At 53.7% G+C, this 17,636-nt stretch carries 16 protein-coding genes; 5 read left to right on the top strand and 11 right to left on the bottom strand.

All coding sequences use genetic code 11. From position 1 onward, the window contains the following. Positions 1 to 75 precede the first annotated feature (75 nt). The 5 genes from ACJJIC_RS02655 to ACJJIC_RS02675 form a co-directional block, all read right to left on the bottom strand. Positions 76 to 561 (bottom strand): hypothetical protein, encoded by a 486-nt coding sequence (locus ACJJIC_RS02655; protein WP_444887657.1) that lies wholly within the window; start codon positions 559 to 561, stop codon positions 76 to 78. A gap of 276 nt (positions 562 to 837) precedes the next feature. Then, positions 838 to 1,302, bottom strand: a complete 465-nt coding sequence (locus ACJJIC_RS02660; protein WP_444887656.1) for an ecotin family protein — start codon at positions 1,300 to 1,302, stop codon at positions 838 to 840. Positions 1,303 to 1,347: 45 nt separating this feature from the next. Continuing rightward, positions 1,348 to 2,541, bottom strand: coding sequence for a c-type cytochrome (locus tag ACJJIC_RS02665; protein ID WP_445356404.1), 1,194 nt, complete (start codon positions 2,539 to 2,541; stop codon positions 1,348 to 1,350). 112 nt (positions 2,542 to 2,653) lie between these two features. Continuing rightward, complete coding sequence (locus ACJJIC_RS02670; protein WP_252084024.1) at positions 2,654 to 3,340, bottom strand: thiol:disulfide interchange protein DsbA/DsbL; 687 nt, start codon at positions 3,338 to 3,340, stop codon at positions 2,654 to 2,656. Between the two features lie 229 nt (positions 3,341 to 3,569). Further along, positions 3,570 to 4,229, bottom strand: a complete 660-nt coding sequence (locus ACJJIC_RS02675) for a c-type cytochrome (RefSeq protein ID WP_445356405.1) — start codon at positions 4,227 to 4,229, stop codon at positions 3,570 to 3,572. 124 nt (positions 4,230 to 4,353) lie between these two features. On the opposite strand from ACJJIC_RS02675, the gene yihA reads away from it, so the two are divergent. After that, positions 4,354 to 5,022 carry a ribosome biogenesis GTP-binding protein YihA/YsxC gene (gene yihA, locus ACJJIC_RS02680; protein WP_445356406.1) on the top strand — a complete coding sequence of 223 codons (669 nt, stop codon included), beginning with the start codon at positions 4,354 to 4,356 and terminating at the stop codon, positions 5,020 to 5,022. Between the two features lie 132 nt (positions 5,023 to 5,154). On the opposite strand, the gene ACJJIC_RS02685 is transcribed toward yihA, so the two are convergent. From ACJJIC_RS02685 to polA, 5 genes are all read right to left on the bottom strand, one after another. After that, the gene (locus ACJJIC_RS02685; protein ID WP_445356407.1) at positions 5,155 to 5,391 is read right to left on the bottom strand and encodes a hypothetical protein; all 237 of its coding nucleotides are present in this window, start codon (positions 5,389 to 5,391) and stop codon (positions 5,155 to 5,157) included. Beyond that, positions 5,363 to 5,824, bottom strand: coding sequence for a hypothetical protein (locus tag ACJJIC_RS02690; protein ID WP_445356408.1), 462 nt, complete (start codon positions 5,822 to 5,824; stop codon positions 5,363 to 5,365). Before ACJJIC_RS02690 ends, ACJJIC_RS02685 begins: the two co-directional genes overlap by 29 nt. A 693-nt stretch (positions 5,825 to 6,517) precedes the next feature. Then, positions 6,518 to 7,486 (bottom strand): ribose-phosphate diphosphokinase, encoded by a 969-nt coding sequence (locus ACJJIC_RS02695; protein ID WP_252084020.1) that lies wholly within the window; start codon positions 7,484 to 7,486, stop codon positions 6,518 to 6,520. Further along, positions 7,483 to 8,127, bottom strand: coding sequence for a dienelactone hydrolase family protein (locus ACJJIC_RS02700; protein WP_444883305.1), 645 nt, complete (start codon positions 8,125 to 8,127; stop codon positions 7,483 to 7,485). The genes ACJJIC_RS02695 and ACJJIC_RS02700 overlap by 4 nt, the downstream gene beginning before the upstream one ends. A 461-nt stretch (positions 8,128 to 8,588) precedes the next feature. Then, the gene (gene polA, locus ACJJIC_RS02705) at positions 8,589 to 11,327 is read right to left on the bottom strand and encodes a DNA polymerase I (protein WP_445356409.1); all 2,739 of its coding nucleotides are present in this window, start codon (positions 11,325 to 11,327) and stop codon (positions 8,589 to 8,591) included. 339 nt (positions 11,328 to 11,666) lie between these two features. Here polA and ACJJIC_RS02710 point away from each other — a divergent pair, with 339 nt between their 5' ends. Then, the gene (locus ACJJIC_RS02710) at positions 11,667 to 11,963 is read left to right on the top strand and encodes a hypothetical protein (protein ID WP_444891684.1); all 297 of its coding nucleotides are present in this window, start codon (positions 11,667 to 11,669) and stop codon (positions 11,961 to 11,963) included. Between the two features lie 98 nt (positions 11,964 to 12,061). Here ACJJIC_RS02710 and ACJJIC_RS02715 read toward each other — a convergent pair whose 3' ends face one another. Continuing rightward, the gene (locus tag ACJJIC_RS02715; RefSeq protein ID WP_445356410.1) at positions 12,062 to 12,961 is read right to left on the bottom strand and encodes a metal ABC transporter substrate-binding protein; all 900 of its coding nucleotides are present in this window, start codon (positions 12,959 to 12,961) and stop codon (positions 12,062 to 12,064) included. A gap of 135 nt (positions 12,962 to 13,096) precedes the next feature. Between ACJJIC_RS02715 and znuC the strand changes: the two genes are divergently transcribed. The 3 genes from znuC to ACJJIC_RS02730 all read left to right on the top strand — a co-directional run bounded on the left by znuC (position 13,097) and on the right by ACJJIC_RS02730 (position 17,563). Continuing rightward, complete coding sequence (gene znuC / locus ACJJIC_RS02720) at positions 13,097 to 13,882, top strand: zinc ABC transporter ATP-binding protein ZnuC (protein WP_252086047.1); 786 nt, start codon at positions 13,097 to 13,099, stop codon at positions 13,880 to 13,882. Further along, positions 13,883 to 14,692: a zinc ABC transporter permease subunit ZnuB gene (gene znuB, locus ACJJIC_RS02725; RefSeq protein WP_252084015.1), complete on the top strand. Its 810-nt coding sequence runs from the start codon at positions 13,883 to 13,885 to the stop codon at positions 14,690 to 14,692. It begins immediately after the preceding gene. 231 nt (positions 14,693 to 14,923) lie between these two features. Then, a complete protein-coding gene (locus ACJJIC_RS02730; protein WP_445356411.1) occupies positions 14,924 to 17,563 on the top strand; it encodes a TonB-dependent receptor in 2,640 nt (879 codons plus the stop codon). The last annotated feature ends 73 nt before the right edge of the window (positions 17,564 to 17,636 follow it).

Here is a 17,636-nt window from a genome sequence, read left to right on the forward strand (position 1 = left end):
GCTCTACTCCAATGTTCGGCGCTCCCCTCCCTGAGTGGAAAATTCCTGTTTTTGTTTCTTACTCGGCCCCAAAAATCAGCTGGCAATGTTAGGGCAGTTACTACCCGCTTTAGGCGTACTCCAGTCACTCAATCGGCGCTGGAAACTCAGTAACCCACCGCCAGCCTGCAGCCAGTGCCGCCCGTCTATTACGGCAAATAACAGAGTGGAGCGGCTCCAACCACGAAACGCCACCGAGACCACACCGCCCTTACAGCTAACGGAAGCACCGGTGCGGACCCGCACACGATCACCATCCAGTTGCCAGTTAATGGCAAAGCCATGGGTCAATCTGCCACCGGAGTTAAAGCCATAGGCATAACCGGAGCCATCGGCATTGAGTTGCCAAACCAGTTGGTCGTCACCTTCACTCACTACCAACCAGTTGCCAGCCCACCTTTGTTGAGCTGATTCCGCCGTTGCCATCGAGGGCAATAACAGGAACAGCATTAAGGCAATGGCACAACTCTGTCGTATGGCGACAAACACAAAATTCGAAGGGGGATTACGCAAATACTTCATGCGCTGCTCTACCGTAAGTGCTCCACGGTAAGAACCGCGGAAAGGGGTTGCTGTAAACGGCGGCTGGCGTCACCGCCAATTTTCCTAGCCGGTTACGGCCACAGGCCAAAAAAACCGGCGTGAAAAATCGCACAGGCGCTATTTTTCACATCCCTTGCTTAGTAAGGCTAGACGCTAAATCCCACAGTGGCATTAGAAGCATTAAAAATATTTATTGAGGCGCCACTATGGGGGAGTGGAATTAGAAAGGCTGTTAGATAGGGCTACGAGCAATCATTATTTTGAGTGAGCATCAGACAGGTTTTTATCCGCACGCCACACACGGTATTTCAATTGGACGCCCTCCGGCAAATACACCACCAGGGGCTGGCTACTTGAATAAGGCAGTATCAGGCCGTTACCGCGCACGCGGATAAAACGGCGCGATTCGGAATCGGACCCGCAAACTTTACTGGTACCTTTGGAGGGCTTTGGTTCTGCCAGCACATAATAGGGGTAACCCCAACCCGGTAGAACCTGGCGCTGTAAGGGCGCGCTATAACTGCGCAGGTTGCAATCGGCCAATGCATTCTTGCCTGGCACTAACTCAACCATAAAGCGGCTCTCATCGACCACCTTGGGCAACTCAATAACATGGCGCCGCTTACCCTCAACTTCTGCAGGAAAGGCATCTAGCGGTTCGGCCGCCTGAAGCGGCACCACACAACAGAGAATAAGAGCGGAGAATAAGGATCTTGCCACGGCGACTTCCTCACGGCTGATCAGCTGATTTGGCGCACAAACCCTTTAAAGTCTAGACTGCTTTCTCCAGCGCAGTCCCCACCAAAGTGACACCCCCAGTGCCAGTGCCAATGCGAAGAGCAATGCCGCCCATAAATAACTGATGTGCCCCCCCGGCATTGGTTCCAGGCGTGCTCTGGCTCTTCCCAGCAAGGTGCCTAAATTTTGAGTTGAAGCGATCACATCAGTATTGGGCGCGTTTGAGAGCACTTCTCGGCGCAATGTTTGCCATTGGGCTTGTAACTTGCCGTACAAAACCCGGTCGCTCATTTCAATGGATTGCTCTAGCGGCTTATAGCCCTCTCGATAGGCGAGCATCAATTTGTGATAAGCACCGGCATTGTCACCGCTTCGATAAGCGGTTTCCGCCAGGCTCAATAACCCCTCTGCGCGAGTAAGGGGGTGTTCGAGGGAGCGGATCAAGTGCGGGTGGCCCCGCCACCACAATAAGGCACTCCTAGCATCAGTGGGCAATTCAACCGGTCGGGTTACCGCCATACCCGGCAAACTGATCAGTGCTGGATAGCGCTCGGCAAGATCGGCGGAGGGTGGCAGCTGATTTTTTACGGCCAAAGCGGCCACCGTCACCGCGAGAGCCCAGCGCTGGCGACTATTTAAGTCGCCATCAACCCGCTCGCTATGCACGGTATCCACGTTAGGGTCGAGAGTATTGTAGAGGTCATAAAGACTGAAACTCGCCATCCGCCTAGCATCGCGCAGATCGGGCAGGGCTCCATCACCCTGGCCCCATCTACCGTGGCAGTTGGCGCAGCGCTGTTGGAAAAGGGGAGCAGCCAAGCTGGCTGAAGGCAGTAAGTGGGCTGGTGAACGCTGCATTTGATAGAGAGCCGCCAATCGGTCGGCTATCTCATTGGCGCGCCTTCGTACTTTTTCAGCATCCTCTCGTCGGCTCAAAGCCTCCTGTAACCCTGCCATACTGTTTTCCAGGGCTGAACGGCCCGGTTTATCTGGCAACTTCCGCACCAGATCCAGCGCCTGGGCAACATGGTCTTGCTGGAGTTGATAGAGACCTGTATCAATGACTTGGCCTTTATCAATGGCATCCCCGTAATCCACAGCGATATAGGAAAGCAGGTTGCTCGCGCGCGCGGCAAGCTTGTCATTTTCCGCGACCTGCTGCGCCCAAAGAGATTGAACTGAGAGGGCCAGCAAGAGTAGTAAAGTCCATGAATTTCGCAAAAATGACTTCCTGTTACTGGCAGATAACGAAAGGGGTGGTAGTCGTTAATTGTGGCAAACGCCTAGATACAAAAAACCCCGCACTGGGCGGGGTTTGTTTTCAGCTGGACTGTTAGCCTCGATCGGCGCGCTCCTTGGCGATCAAGTAATCCGCTACCTGCAGCATCAATTCCTGACCATTGCTCTTGCCCTTGTAACCCGGCAGAGAGGAGCTGATACGGTACTTACCAGCCACAACCACTTCAGGTGTACCAGTCATTTTATAGGCGCGCTGATTGGCGACACCCTGCTTGACCTTGCTGTTGATGGCGAAGGAGTTCATCAGCTTGGCCGCTTTGGCACCATCGGCGCCATGCTTGTTAAATAAGGCTTCAATAGCAGCCAGGTCGGGCTTAAAGTTGCGACCTTCACGAATCGCCAGCATTTGGCGCTGGTTGTAGATGGTGTTGAACAGCGGAGTGTGCATTTTTTCCAGAACACCCATGGCATCAGCCACGTAGAACAAGCGGGCGTGTACATCCATCACTGGCTGCCAGATAGCCGGCAGCTTCACCAAGGAGACATCACTGGGCATTTTTTCTTTCCAGCGCTCCAGGGTCGGTTCGAAATGAAAGCAATGGGCGCAGCCATACCAGAACATCTCGGTCACTTCGATTTTATTGGCGTTTTTTTGCGCTACCGCCTGTGGCAGCACTTGGTAGTGTTGGCCCGCCTTGAATTCACCGCCTTCTTGGGCGCAGGCGACTAGGCTGAACAACACAGCCAAAACCATCGTTATAGGGGCGAGAACTGCTCTCATAAGTCTTCTCCAGCTTGTACATTCGTGGTTCGAGCGCCTGATTTGGCGGCATACTGTCGGGCCACTGAGGACACAATAGACAGCGCAGATTATTTAAGTTCCCAGCGCCAGGCGCAAGGAAAGGTCGCAAAAGTGGCAATACTTTACCCAATTCCCGCCCACTTGAGCGAGCGTCGGGCACAAAAAAGGCCGGTGTGTGACCGGCCTCTCGTTACTGTGGCTAACCCTTTTAGTCGGTCAGACCAGCGATATAGTTGGCAACCGCCTTGATCTCTGCATCGGAGAGCTGCTTGGCAACGGTGCGCATGGTGCGAATCTCACCATCATTGGCACGAGTACCCGCACGGAAGGCTTTCAGCTGCGCTTCAATATACTCCGGATACTGACCGGACAGACGCGGATAACCCGCTGGCGCATTGCCCTGACCGGTGGGAGAGTGACAGCCCATGCAAGCCGGTACGCCAGTTTCTTTATTGCCTGCGCGGAACAGCTTGCGGCCAAGGATTAGGCTATCGACACTGTCACCGCTATTAAGCATCACCGGGAAGGCTGTGGAGCCAGTCAGCTGCATTGGCTGGGAGGCGAAGTAGGCGGCGATATCCTGCAGGTCTTGGTCGTTAAAGTTATCCAGCTGACCGATCATCTGCGGTATGTCGCGAATTTTGCTCTGAATGTCTTGGAGCTGCTTATGGAGGTACTTTTCACCGAGGCCAGCGATTTTGGGGAAAGCCGGTGACAGGCTGTTGCCATCAGCACCGTGACAGGCGGCGCACTGGGCGGCCTTAGCCTTGCCCGCAGCAGCATCGCCAGAAGCCATTGCAAAAGGTACGGCCCCCAAGCCGAAAACCAAACCGAGTGCCAGAGCAGTGTTCTTGATAATGCTGTTCATACGTCGTCCCGTTGCGCGCTGAAATATGGCGTTTCGTGTCGCCCCCGATAGTCCTGCGACGCGAAAACCGCGGCATTATATACTTGCGCGCCAAGCGAGTGTACTGAATCAGCAGACTTAAACGATGCCAATTAACAAATTTGAAGCCCAACCACAGAAACTGAACTATCGTTCCATACGATTTCTCACCAGCGCCCCTACTCTGGCACAGTGTCCTGAAGACATTGGCGCCGAGGTGGCCTTTGCCGGCCGCTCCAATGCGGGCAAGTCCAGCGCCATCAATGCCCTGACCAGCAACAACAAGCTGGCGCGCACCTCTAAAACCCCCGGGCGCACCCAGCTGATCAACTTTTTCAGCCTGTCAGAAGACCAGCGCCTAGTAGATTTGCCAGGCTATGGCTACGCCAAGGTAGCCCGTGCTATGAAAGACGAGTGGCAGCGCCATCTGGCCGAGTACCTGGAGCAGCGCACCTGCCTGCGCGGCCTGGTGTTATTAATGGACATACGCCAGCCTCTCAAGGAGTTCGATCTGCATATGCTCACCTGGGCGGTAGAGGCCGGACTGCCCGTGCATATCCTGCTTACCAAGGCCGATAAAATGAAAAATGGCCCGGCCAACAACGCCCTATTCGCCGTGGAGAAATCCCTCAAGGAGCAGGGGTTGAGTCGCGGCGTTACCCTACAGACCTTTTCTTCACTGAAAAAAACCGGCCTCGACAAGCTGGAGCGCAAGCTAAACACCTGGCTGGCGCCCCAGACCGATGCTGAAGTGCCAGCCGAGACTGAAAGCTAAAGCAAACTCTGGGGGAGACGGGATCCAGTTAAGCCTTTGCACGCGGTTCTGCTCAGTGAACATCTAGCCAAAGCCACCGGCCTGCAAGTCAAAGCGATGATCAAGGAGGTCGGGGGCTCCAAGATCACCCTGTCAGTTCTCGCCCGGCGAAATGTTCTCTCCCCCGGGCAACAGCGAACGCAGTAGCAACTCGCGCAGACGACGTCGCGCTTGGGGGGTCGCACAGTGCAGCGCCTCTGCGCAAAGGGCACGCTGTGCTAACAGATCTACCAGGGTATCCTCGCAAATAGCAACGGTGAGCAGATGCGAGGATTTTTCGACCTCTGCTGCCGTCTCCCCTTTAGTGCAACTGCAGGTTCGCCCCGTCATGGGATACGAGCTTTCCCCCGGCAAGTAAGGGTGCCGGCTCGTCGTCCCCATCCGTCGTATAGAGTGCGCTGATGCAGTCAGCGGCAAGCCGCTGTTTATCGCGATCTCCCAGTTGGCGGGCGAGAACAGTACTGGCTCCAACAAGGAGGTAGTGGTGGTGTTTTTCATCTCCCTGCTTCCGGTAAGCCTCCATTAATTGAGCGGCACATTCACTAAAACGTGTTGCAGATACGGCATAGCTGGGCCACTCGCTTGTGAGCAGCATTCCCGCCACATCAAACGCGCAACCCAGATAGGGAATCGCCTCACTATGATTTCCCTCTTCGCACAGCATCCTGCCGCGCTCCATCCAATCCAACCACGCCTGTTCCGCACGATCGTTATTCTCAATCAACCACTGGCGGTGGTTAGCACATAGGTAACGTAAATTCACGGTAACCCCCCTGTTAGGTTTAAATTAAAGATAATGAGAAACATTATCATTTGCAAGTGCGTTTGACTGAAAGTGGCAAATGAAAAAACTTTTGGGGAGTTGTTGAGATCAAGACATAAAAAAAGCCGGCAGATGGGGGCTGCCGGCTAGGGGTCAGTGCCCTTGGGGTGGGGCACTTGCCAGACGCACCCAGGGGGACGGGTACGTCTGAGGGTTCCTCTACATATGCAAACACCTTACATATTGAAAGGTTAGGCTGGCTCAGATTCGTTTCCCAGCCAGTAAACACCACGATCAGAGGTGCGCGAATACTATGCCCTTTAATCACTAATTTCCGGAAATAGGTTCCAAAGACACCAATAAATCAGCAGCTAATGAGAAAGGTCCAGAGAGGCGGAAAACAAATCCTTCTGCGCGCAGACAAAAAAAACCCCGGGTTTGGGGAATTCCGGGGTTAAAAAGCTGAACGCTTTGGGGTTAGGGAGCAACAATGATCTGTTTTATTCGATAGGACATTTGCCCCGTTTGTTCCCATTGCTTAAGTAAATAAATGTAAATGCGGCTCAGGGGCGGAAAAAATAACGCGTGACAGGGATGGAACGGATTTCAAAGGAGTATTTATGCGCCAACATTGCGTAAGACAGATGTGAAGCAGAGAGTTACTTTGTCGATAAGACTAATTTGCTGAAAAAATTAAAGTGTAAGCTCACTCACCGGACCACAATCATGCAGGCGCCTAATCGCTTCCGCCATCAATGGGGCGCAGTCGAGTAGATGGAAACTCTGTGGCAAATTTAACTGGGGTAAAGAGTTGGTCACTGCCACCGCCTCCAGGGGTAGTTGTGACAAGTTTGAGAAAGCATCGCCACTAAATTGGCCGTGGCTGGCCAGTGCCAGGATACGCTGCGCCCCGCCTCCATGGGCAGCTTCCACCGCCCGGCAGAGTGTTGCACCACTGGCGATAAGATCATCCACAACCAACACAACCGCCCCCTGCACTTCCCCCACCAAGGTACCCCCGCTGATTTTTTCTCCACTGCGATACTTCTCGACGAAAGCGCAACCTACTGGGCGCCCCAGACGCTCGCTCAGCGCCTCGCGCAAGGCCTCCGCGCGCTTTATCCCGCCCTCATCCGGCGATAAAACCGATAGTGGTCGCGGCTCCGCCAACAGCTGACTCAGCGCAAACTCCAGTAACAGCGATTCCGACAGCAAATGTAAGGTGCGGCAGCGAAAAGCATTCTCGAACGCAGCCAGGTTGTGGGCATCAAGAGTCACGACCACCTGAGTCCCCACGGCCTCAAACAAACTGGCCAGATAGCGAGTCGGCAGTGGATCGTGTAATTTGGTGCGCCGGTCTTTGCGTCCGTAGCAAAGGTAGGGCATTACTGCGGTAATACGTGCCGCCCCGGCATCGCGCAGGGCGCCAATGAAGAACAAACAACGCAGCAGTTTTTCATCGACACTACTGCAATGGTCCCTGTATAGGGATTGCACCAGGAAGACATCCGCCCCCTCGACATCATCCAATGGGCGCACTTTATGCTCACCATCGGCAAAGCATCGCTCTTCGTGGCGAGCTAATGGTTCACCCAGGGCTGCAGCCACACGACCAGCAAAATCGGCGCCGGCATCCAGGCTAAATAGTTTCAGTCTACTCATAGTAAACTCGCACGAAACCAGCGCTCGGTCATGCGCACTACTTCATCCATGGCACCGGGTTCCTCAAATAAATGACCGGCGTGGGGTATCAAGTGCAAGCGGGGCTCATTGACCATATGATTTAGGGCCTCTTTATTCAATTCCAGCACCTGCTTGTCATCACCGCCTACCAACAACAGCGTGGGTGCCTTAACCAGGGGTAGATCGGAACCGGCCAGGTCCGGTCTGCCGCCCCGTGAAACCACCGCACCCACCAGGGACGGACGCTCGGCGGCGGCAATCAACGCTGCCGCAGCCCCAGTGCTGGCGCCGAATAGTCCGATGTGCAGAGTCCGTGTAGTTTCCCCATGTGCGGCCCAATCGATCACTTCCACCAGGCGCCGGGCACTCAGGTCGATGTCAAATCGGTATTCGCTGGTAGCCTCATCTGCACGGGTTTCCTCTTTGCTGAGCAGATCAAATAAAAGTGTGGCAAATCCATCATCGTTCAGACGTCGAGCCACGGCGATATTGCGCGGACTGTTGCGGTTACTACCGCTGCCATGGGCAAAGATCACCAGCGCACGCGCCTCCTGGGGCAGCGTGAGAGAAGCCTGGAGAGTTTTGTGCTCCGCTGCCAACGCTATAGTTTTGTTCTGCATTGATGGCCCTCTCGGTAACCAGGGGACAAGGGCAGTTAATAATCCTAGCCGCCCAGACGTTATGGCAAACGAATGAAATCTTTGTAGTGCTCAGACTAGACCAGATGAACGCCAGCGGGCCTGCGGGAATTACTTGTGTCGCTTAATCCATGAAAAAGCGAGAGCTGTAGAAGGGTTTAATTTGAAGGCAAAAAAAATGCCCCGGACTTGGGGGAGTTCCGGGGCAAACATCTGACTTCCTTGGGGGATGATGACGCATTCCAACGATCTTGCCTTATTAGAGGGGATGTCGCCGGAACAGTTCCACGATTTCGCGCAAAGAATGCAAAAACGCCGACTAAAACACACTTATTGGCACTTTTTTCATCAAAAAGACGCCTATTAAGCCATCTTGTACCGGCGTATCTCATTGAACTGGCTCTTTTACTTAATGGATGAACCAGTCGCTTAAATTGAGAAACTCAATGCGCTTCATCCCAGCTCTTGCCGCGCCCCAGATCCACAATCAAAGGCACATGCAATTGGGCAGCGCCCTGCATAATCTCCTGTACACCACTGGCCACTGTCTCAACCTCATCCTTAGGCACTTCGAGTACCAGTTCATCGTGTACCTGCATAATCAGTTTTGTCGACAGCTGCTGCTCTTTCAGCCAGGCATCCACGGCTATCATGGCGCGCTTGATAATATCTGCGGCGGTTCCCTGCATTGGCGCGTTGATCGCGGTACGCTCGGCCGCCTGGCGTTGCATGCCGTTGCGCGAGTTGATCTCCGGCAGATACAAGCGGCGACCAAACAGGGTCTCTACGTAGCCCTTTTCCGCCGCCTGCTTGCGGGTATCCTCCATATAGCGCAACACACCGGGATAGCGTTCGAAATAGCGGTCGATATAAGTCTGCGCATCGGCGCGTGGGATATCCAATTGCTTGGCCAAACCAAACGCTGACATACCGTAGATCAGGCCAAAGTTGATGGCTTTGGCACGGCGGCGCTGTTCATCACTGACTTCATCCAGCGCCACTTCAAAGACCTCTGCAGCAGTGGCGCGGTGAATGTCGGCTCCGTGGGCGAAGGCATCCACTAAACCCTTGTCCCCAGACAAGTGCGCCATGATGCGCAGCTCAATTTGTGAATAGTCCGCCGCAATAATTTCACTACCGCCATTAATGCGCGGGTCCGCAGTAAAGGCACGGCGGATACGACGCCCTTCCTCAGTGCGGATGGGAATGTTCTGTAAGTTGGGGTCACTGGAGGACAGCCGACCGGTGGCCGCCACCGCCTGGTGGTAAGAGGTATGCACCCGCCCGCTGCTGGGGTCGATCATTTTCGGCAGCTTGTCGGTATAGGTATTCTTCAATTTGGCCAAACCGCGATACTGCATAATCAGCGCGGGCAGCTCGTGATTGTGGGCCAGTTCCTGCAGTACCGCTTCCGCAGTAGATGGCGCCCCCTTGGGCGTTTTCTTGATCACCGGGATCTGCAGTTTCTCAAACAGAATAACTCCCAGCTGCTTGGTGGAACCCAGGTTGAATTCCTCACCGGCCACCTCATAGGCCTTTTGCTCCAACGCGCGCATCTTCAGTTCGAGTTCGGCACTCTGCTCGGCGAGCATTTTCGCATCGATATAGGCACCGTTACGCTCCATACGTGCGAGTACCGGCAGCAGTGGCATCTCGATTTCATCGAGTACCTTTTGCAGAGTCGGCTCCCTCTGTAGGCGTGCGCCCAACTCATTGTGCAGACGCAAAGTGATATCCGCATCTTCAGCAGCATAGGGACCGGCTTTATCCAGCTCGATTTGGTTGAAGGTAAGCTGTTTGGCGCCTTTACCGGCAATATCCTCAAAATGAACCGTGTGCTCTCCCAGGTATTTTAGTGCCAGGCTGTCCATATCGTGGCGGCTGCCGGTGCTGTCCAGTACATAGGACTCCAACATCGTATCCCGTGCGATACCACGCAGCTCAATGCCGTAGTTGGCCAGGATATGACTGTCGTATTTGAGGTTTTGCCCCACCTTTTTCTGCTTTTCGTCTTCCAACAGAGGTTTCAGCTTGGCGAGAATCTCATCGAAGGGCAGCTGCTCAGGTGCGCCCATATAGTCGTGGGCCAGAGGCACATAAGCGGCTCGATAGGGCTCGACTGCGAAAGACACCCCCACCAGTTTTGCCTGCATATAGTTAAGGCTGGTGGTCTCAGTATCGAAAGCAAAGATCTCAGATGCCTTGAGCTGTTCAAGCCAGGCGTCGAATTCTGTCATCTCGGTGACGATGACATAATCCCGCTCAACCGCCTCAGCCATGGCCTCTTCAGACTCTTCACTGGTCAGCTCTTCCAGCCAGCCGCGAAATTCATTTTGGGTGAACAGCTCTATCAAGGCATCGGTATTGGGATCCGCATTATGAAGATCCTGTGGGTGATAAGGCATCTCCACATCGGTCTTGATGGTAGCCAGTTTGTAGGAGAGTTCTGCCGCCTCGCGGTGTTCGGCCATTTTCTTGCCGAGAGTCTTGGCGCCGCGGAATCCCAACGGTGCAATGGCGTCCAGGTCTGCGTAGATATTTTCGAGGCTGCCGAGATTTTGCAGCAACGCCAGCGCCGTCTTTTCCCCTACTCCGGGGACACCGGGAATATTGTCGGATTTATCCCCCATCAAGGCGAGGAAGTCGATAATCAACTCCGGCCCAACGCCGAACTTCTTCACAACCCCTTCGCTATCCATCTCCGTGTTGGACATGGTATTGACCAGAGTGACGCCGGGGCGCACCAATTGCGCCATGTCTTTATCACCGGTGGAGATAATCACTTCCTGGCCCTTACGCTGGGCTTCCAGGGCCAGGGTGCCGATCACATCGTCCGCCTCGACCCCATCTACCACCAGGCGCGGTAACCCCATGGCATCGATAATGTCGTGGATCGGCTGAATTTGCTCGCGCAGATCGTCCGGCATGGGAGGGCGATGGGACTTGTATTCGGCAAACATCTCATCGCGGAAGGTTTTTCCCTTCGCATCAAACACCACTACCACTGGGCTTTGCGGATGCTCCTTCAAGTGGCGGCGCAGCATGCTGATCACACCACGCACGGCGCCGGTGGGTTTGCCCTGGCTGGTGGTCAACGGCGGAAGAGCGTGAAAGGCGCGGTACAGATAGGAGGAGCCATCCACCAGGATCAGCGGGGCGGCAGGGGTGCTTTGTTTACTCATAAATCTCGGGATTCTGTTATTTGTCCTGTCGGGCGCTCGCGGCGCTGGATTGGCCGATAGGATACCCCCCTTTGCACAGTTTTTCCGCTCGCTAGCACCAGGCAGAACATTTACCGCCACCACAGCCCCTGCGGCAAAGCCAACTCATCTCGACGCTGGGTTACTAACAATCGACGCAGCAATCTCACCAAATGCTCAGGCTTGTCTAGTCTTGCCGGTAGCGACTTTCATTAATCGCCAACTCCCCGGAAACAAATGCCAATGGCCGCCCACAGGCGGCACGGGGCCTTTTATTTCCGCAAAAAAGTTACCCACAGATGTACAGGAAGGATTCTTATTATGAGAGGAGTGATGTACGCCGCACTGCTATTTACCGCCTCATTTCTAGCAACGCCAGTAGCCGCGGTATCTGCCTGCCAAACGGAAAAGTCCCAGCAAACGGTCTCCGCTACAGCTGATTATCCACAGATACCAAGTCACGAGCTGATGCTGGAAGAAGCCACCAGGGAACAGAGTGAAGCGTTATTTCAACGCCAGATGCGTCAACTGGAAAAGATGCAGCGCAAGGCCGAGAGAGATTCAGCGCGCGCAGAAAAACTTCTGCAATTCAAAAATAAATCCGGTAATGCCGGTTAAGCGGCTCTAATAAGGTATGGTTACAAGGTATGGCCCGCGTCTCTACTGTCGGGCCATCTTTTTTCCCCAAGTCGACATCACATTGCCTGGGGCCCAGTTTACTCCTCTGCTTCATCTACACCGCTGTCGGGTATTTCACTAAGACAGCTGCGCGCCTGTACCAACAGTGACTCGATCAAGTCGCGATAGCTGGCATCGGGCCCCAGCTGTTCGCCGAGGGGGTCCAGAGCGACATATTCCAGCCCCAAATGCTCTGCCACTTGCCGGTCCCGAGTATTTTCTGGGACTTCTCCAAACAGGCAACCTCGCCCCATCCCACTGAGGCCTAACATGGCGCGTGCACCACGACCACCACCGCTGCCATTGCTTAGAGCACGGGTATTCACCCCAGCGGAGCCAAAGAAATGCCCATAAGCATCATGGGTCACCACTATGGGTACATCGCGGTAGGCCCACAGGGCCCGGTCCAGCACTTTCTGAAGGCTGGCCATAGATTGGGAAAAGTCGCGGGCGCGACTGCGATACAGCTCAGCCTGTTGCGGCTGCAATTGTGCCAGGCGCTCAGCAATCAGGGCCCCAGCCAATGCCGCATTGCGCGGACGCAGCCACAGGTGGGGATCGGCTGCATTGGCCCCCTGGTACTCAAATTCAGTTGCGCCCAATAACTGCAATTGCCTTTCTTCGGGTAGCGAATTCACCTGCCCGGCCAGCAGCCCCTCCATCTGCGGCCCCAACCAAATCATCAATAAGGCGCGCTCCAGACGTGCCCGCTCCGCAACACTGGGGGCGTAATGGTGGGGGTCGGCCCCCTGGATTAATATTTTCACCGGCAGGTTATCACCGGCAATTTCCCGTGCGATCAGTGCCAGCGGGCGCACGCTCACCACCAGCTCTGTGCGCTCCATGGGCTGCGATTTACCACAGGCCAGCAGGCTGAGGCAGAACAACATCAGGGCGGAAAAGTAGAAAACACGCGAAGAGGGAGACATGAGAGACATTTGGCGACGCAAAACTGAGATATAATCACAACCGGCTTCGTGCCGCCAGCCCGACTGGTGACAGACTCTCCTTTTGAGTCCTCGCTTGGAGGCCACAAACATACGGTTTTTCACGCCCGTCCCGGAGATTTTGTCCTGAACCCTTCCCCGCCGCTAATTACCGCCGACCGTGTCGCGCTACAACTCGCCGGCCGGCAATTACTCCGGGATATCTCCGTGGAGTTAATTCAGAGGGAGATTGTCACCCTGATCGGCCCCAATGGCGCCGGCAAGACCACCCTGCTGCGACTATTACTGGGGCTGACCAAACCCACAAGTGGCACCGTCTGGCGCCAACCGGGCTTGCGAATCGGTTATATGCCCCAGCGCTTACACATAGACAACTCGATGCCCATGTCCGTGCAGCGCTTCCTACAAATGGGCCAGCCGGGAATAAAGACTACTCAAGCACAGGCTGCACTGGATAGAGTGGGTGCCGGGCAGCTGTTACAAGCCAGCCTGGCAAACCTCTCTGGCGGGGAGATGCAGAGAGTACTACTCGCTCGCGCCGCCTCCCGCAAACCGCAATTACTGGTACTAGATGAGCCCACCCAGGGCGTCGATGTTGGTGGGCAGAGTGAGTTGTATCAGTTGATAGCCACCCTTCGCGATGAGCTGGGCTGCGGGGTGTTGCTGGTGTCTCACGATTTACATCTGGTGATGGCCGCCACCGACAGGGTGCTGTGTCTCAATCAACACATCTGCTGTCACGGACACCCGGAGCAGGTGAGCAAAGATCCCGCCTACCTGGCGCTCTTTGGCGATACCGTGGCTCCCTATACCCACCAGCATAACCATCAGCACAAACTGAGTGGCGATATTGCCGGAGAGTGCAACCACTCTGGTACAAAGTCGAACGGCAAAAATAGAGAGCAACAATAAGTGGTCGAATTCGGCGAATTACTGCACAGCCAATTTCTCTGGTACGCCCTGGGTGCCGGTCTGCTAGTCGCATTAGTTAGCGGCCCACTGGGCTGTTTTGCCGTCTGGCGGCGCATGGCTTACTTCGGTGACACACTGGCACACTCAGCCTTGCTCGGTGTCACCCTCGGCTTTGTACTACACATCATGCCCACCCTCGCCGTTGGCGCAACCTGCTGTTTGCTGGCAATTCTACTGGTGTACCTGCAGCGCAGGCAGAAGTTAGCCGTGGATACTCTATTGGGGATTCTCTCCCACTCGATGCTCGCTCTCGGAATCGTGACTGTCAGCCTGTTCGAAATTAAGGTGGACCTACTCTCCCTGTTACTCGGCGACTTACTCGCCGTAGGCAGCCAAGATCTGGTGCTGATGTCTGTTACTGCCGTGGGCATCCTCACTCTGCTTTATTGGCTATGGGAAAAATTATTAGCCTTCACTCTGCACGAGGAGCTGGCCTCGGTGGAAGGTGTACCGGTAGAGAGAATACGCATGGCGCTAATGCTGATGCTAGCCCTACTAATTGCCATTGCCATGAAAGTGGTTGGTGTGTTGCTGATCACCGCCTTGCTGATTATTCCCGCTGCTGCCGCGCGCAGGCTCTCCCGCACTCCAGAGCAAATGGCGCTGCTGGCATCCCTGATCGGCTGCCTCGCCGTAGTGCTCGGCTTGCTCGCCTCTATTTTATGGGACACCCCAGCCGGGCCCTCTATTGTCCTGGCAGCGGCTGTGTTTTTTCTCTGTAGCCAACTACGTCCGCTTCAAAATTACTAGCGTTCCTTTTGACAGTCTTTAAGCTCTGCCACAGCTTCTAATACACTGCCTTTAGCAGTTTTGGCGTTTATTTCATCCAAAAAAAGCGACTCACTTCACCCATTTATCCACAGGGTCTTTGCCCAGCTCTGAGCTAATTGTTTCAGTTTTCCGCCATTGCTAGTGTTGCTCGACGACCAGCCAATTTGGGCCAGTCATGGACTATGACAATAAAAAAGTTGAGCAATAAACATGGAAAAATTCACTCTCCGTCGCAATGTGTTGGCCTCTGCCATTTTGGCCGCGGCCGCTTCAACAACTCCACAGGCTCTCTTCGCTGCCGAGGAAGGTGCTATTGAAGAGGTCTCCGTTGTCGGCTCCCGCATCAGCCGCAACTCTGAATTTGAAAATGCTACCCCGATCCAGGTAATGGACCGCGAGAGCATCGAGAAATCCGGTTATACCAACCTACAGCAACTGTTTGAGAAAAACCCCGCCGCCGGTAACGGCACTTTCTCCACCCGCGGCAACAACCAGGATTCCACCGCTAACGGTGCAGCTGCGGTGAGTTTGCGTGGTATGGGGGCTGATGCAACTCTGGTGCTAGTTAATGGTCGCCGTGTCGCTATCAGTGCCTTTGCCGAAGGGATAACCACCAACTTCGTCGATATCAACAGTGTTCCGTTGGCCGCCGTTGAGCGTGTGGAAGTCTTGAAGGATGGTGCCTCCGCCATTTACGGCTCTGATGCGGTAGCCGGTGTAGTCAATCTAGTGCTACGCAAAGATTTCGAGGGCACTGAAGTTTCTATGGACTACGGCAGTGCAGATGGCTATGACGAACAGTCTTTCTCTGCTGTGTGGGGTATCAATGGGGAAAACTCCAATTTCACCGTTATTTTTGACCACCACAAAAATAGTCGCTTAGATAGTACCGAACGCAGTAGTTTAGGTACCGCTAACCAATCCAGCCGAGGTGGTATGGACTTTCGCTCAGCCCGTGGATTTCCCGGAAGTTTCATTCTACCAATGGCTGACAAAACAACAAAAGATCCCAGTTGTCCCGAAGATCGCATAGCTGTCAACAAATCTGGCAGCGTGTGTAAGTATGATTATGGCCCCTGGACTTTGATTACACCCGAAGCGGAACGCACTGGATTATTAATGCTGGGTCATAAGCAGTTAAATGACAACATAGAGTTTTTTAGCGAAATAGCAGTTCAGCATAATACTTCTGTAGCTCAAGGTGCTCCTACGCCTCTGGATGCAGATGCGGGCCTCTATGTACCCGCAGACCACCCTAATAACCCCTTTGGAGAAGATGTCGATATCGCCTTTTACCGCACTGTAGATGCTGGGGCACGCCAATGGGATATAGAAACTGACAACTTGCGCGGTGTATTCGGGCTACGTGGTTCTATCGCAGATTGGGACTGGGAGACATCCATACAACGCTCCCGTAGCGAGTCCAAACAAACCGGGAGCAAATCCCAGGGCTGGGTACGCACCGACCTGCTGCAAGAGCAGATTAATGCGGGTAATTATAATCCCTTTGGTGGAGTACAAAATCCTGATTCAGTGATTGATGCCATCACCACCAACCTAGTACGTCAGGGCAAGTCTGAACTGACCAGCTACGATTTCACAATCAATGGCAATTTATTCGAAACATCCAGCGGTACCATTGCTATGGCAGCTGGCTTGGAATATCGTGAAGAAAAAGCTTCCGACATCCCCGATGATCAATTCCAGCGTGGGCTCATTTTTGGCACTGAGTCCGTATCCGCCAGTGCCAGCCGTGATATCTCCTCGGCTTATGTCGAAGTAGCCATCCCCCTTCCCGCTAGGTTCGACCTCACACTGGCGGCCCGCTACGATGATTACAGCGACTTTGGCAACACCACTAACCCAATGGCCAAGCTGTTGTGGACTGCCACTGATCAATTATCTCTTAGAGCATCCTGGGGCACCGGCTTCCGAGCACCGTCACTCGCTCAAATAGGTCTTGGTGACTCGCAAGAATCCGTATTCTTTGCAGATACCTATGGCTGTGAAGCTAATGATATTAATAGTGAAGATTGTATTGAACTCGATTACACAATTATCTACTCAGAAAACCCAGACCTCGATGCAGAAGAGTCCGAGTCCTACAATATAGGTGCCGTTTACGAGCCTATTGATGGTCTGCAGCTATCTCTGGACTACTGGAATATTACTCAGGAGGGTAAGATTGATGAAGTTCCATTTGGTTACATCTATAACCTTAATTGTAACGATCAAAACAGCACAATCTGCCGACGCAATACTCCACTCCAAGGCCAATCTTTAGGATCACTACAGTCTATTCGCAGCGGTTTTACCAATATCGGAGAGCAGGAAGTATCGGGGGTAGACTTAAGTGTTGTATACAGTGGACTTGAGATAGCAGGCGGTGAGTTAGGACTTCGCTTAGATTATTCCTATCTGGCGGAGTTTGAGAGAGTAGAACTTAACTCAGAAGGCAGTTCCTTCCTTACCCGAGATCTAGCCGGAGAGTACGAATATCCACAGCATCGCTGGAACGCTACCGCTGACTGGACCTTCGGTACCTTCGGCTTTAGTACAGGACTGAGCTATATAGGTGAATTTGAGGATACGCCGGATATCGACTTCGATGGTACTCTTGACTATGACACTAATAGTTCCCGTACTGTAGACTCCTTCCTGACCATGAATTTACAGGCACGCTATACCGGTTTCGAAAATATGATTTTGAGTCTTGGCGCGGATAATGTCTTTGATGAAGAACCACCCTTCGCTATTGGTGATGGCGATACAGATCTTTATGGTTATGTAGAATCACAGCATGATCCACGCGGACGCTTTATCTACGGAAAAATGACTTATAGCTTCTAATCAAAGGGCTTTCGCAAACAAAAAGGGAAGCCATTGGCTTCCCTTTTTATCTTATAGATTTTTTGAAATTATT

Source organism: Microbulbifer mixtoriginis (SeqCode) (assembly GCF_052468275.1).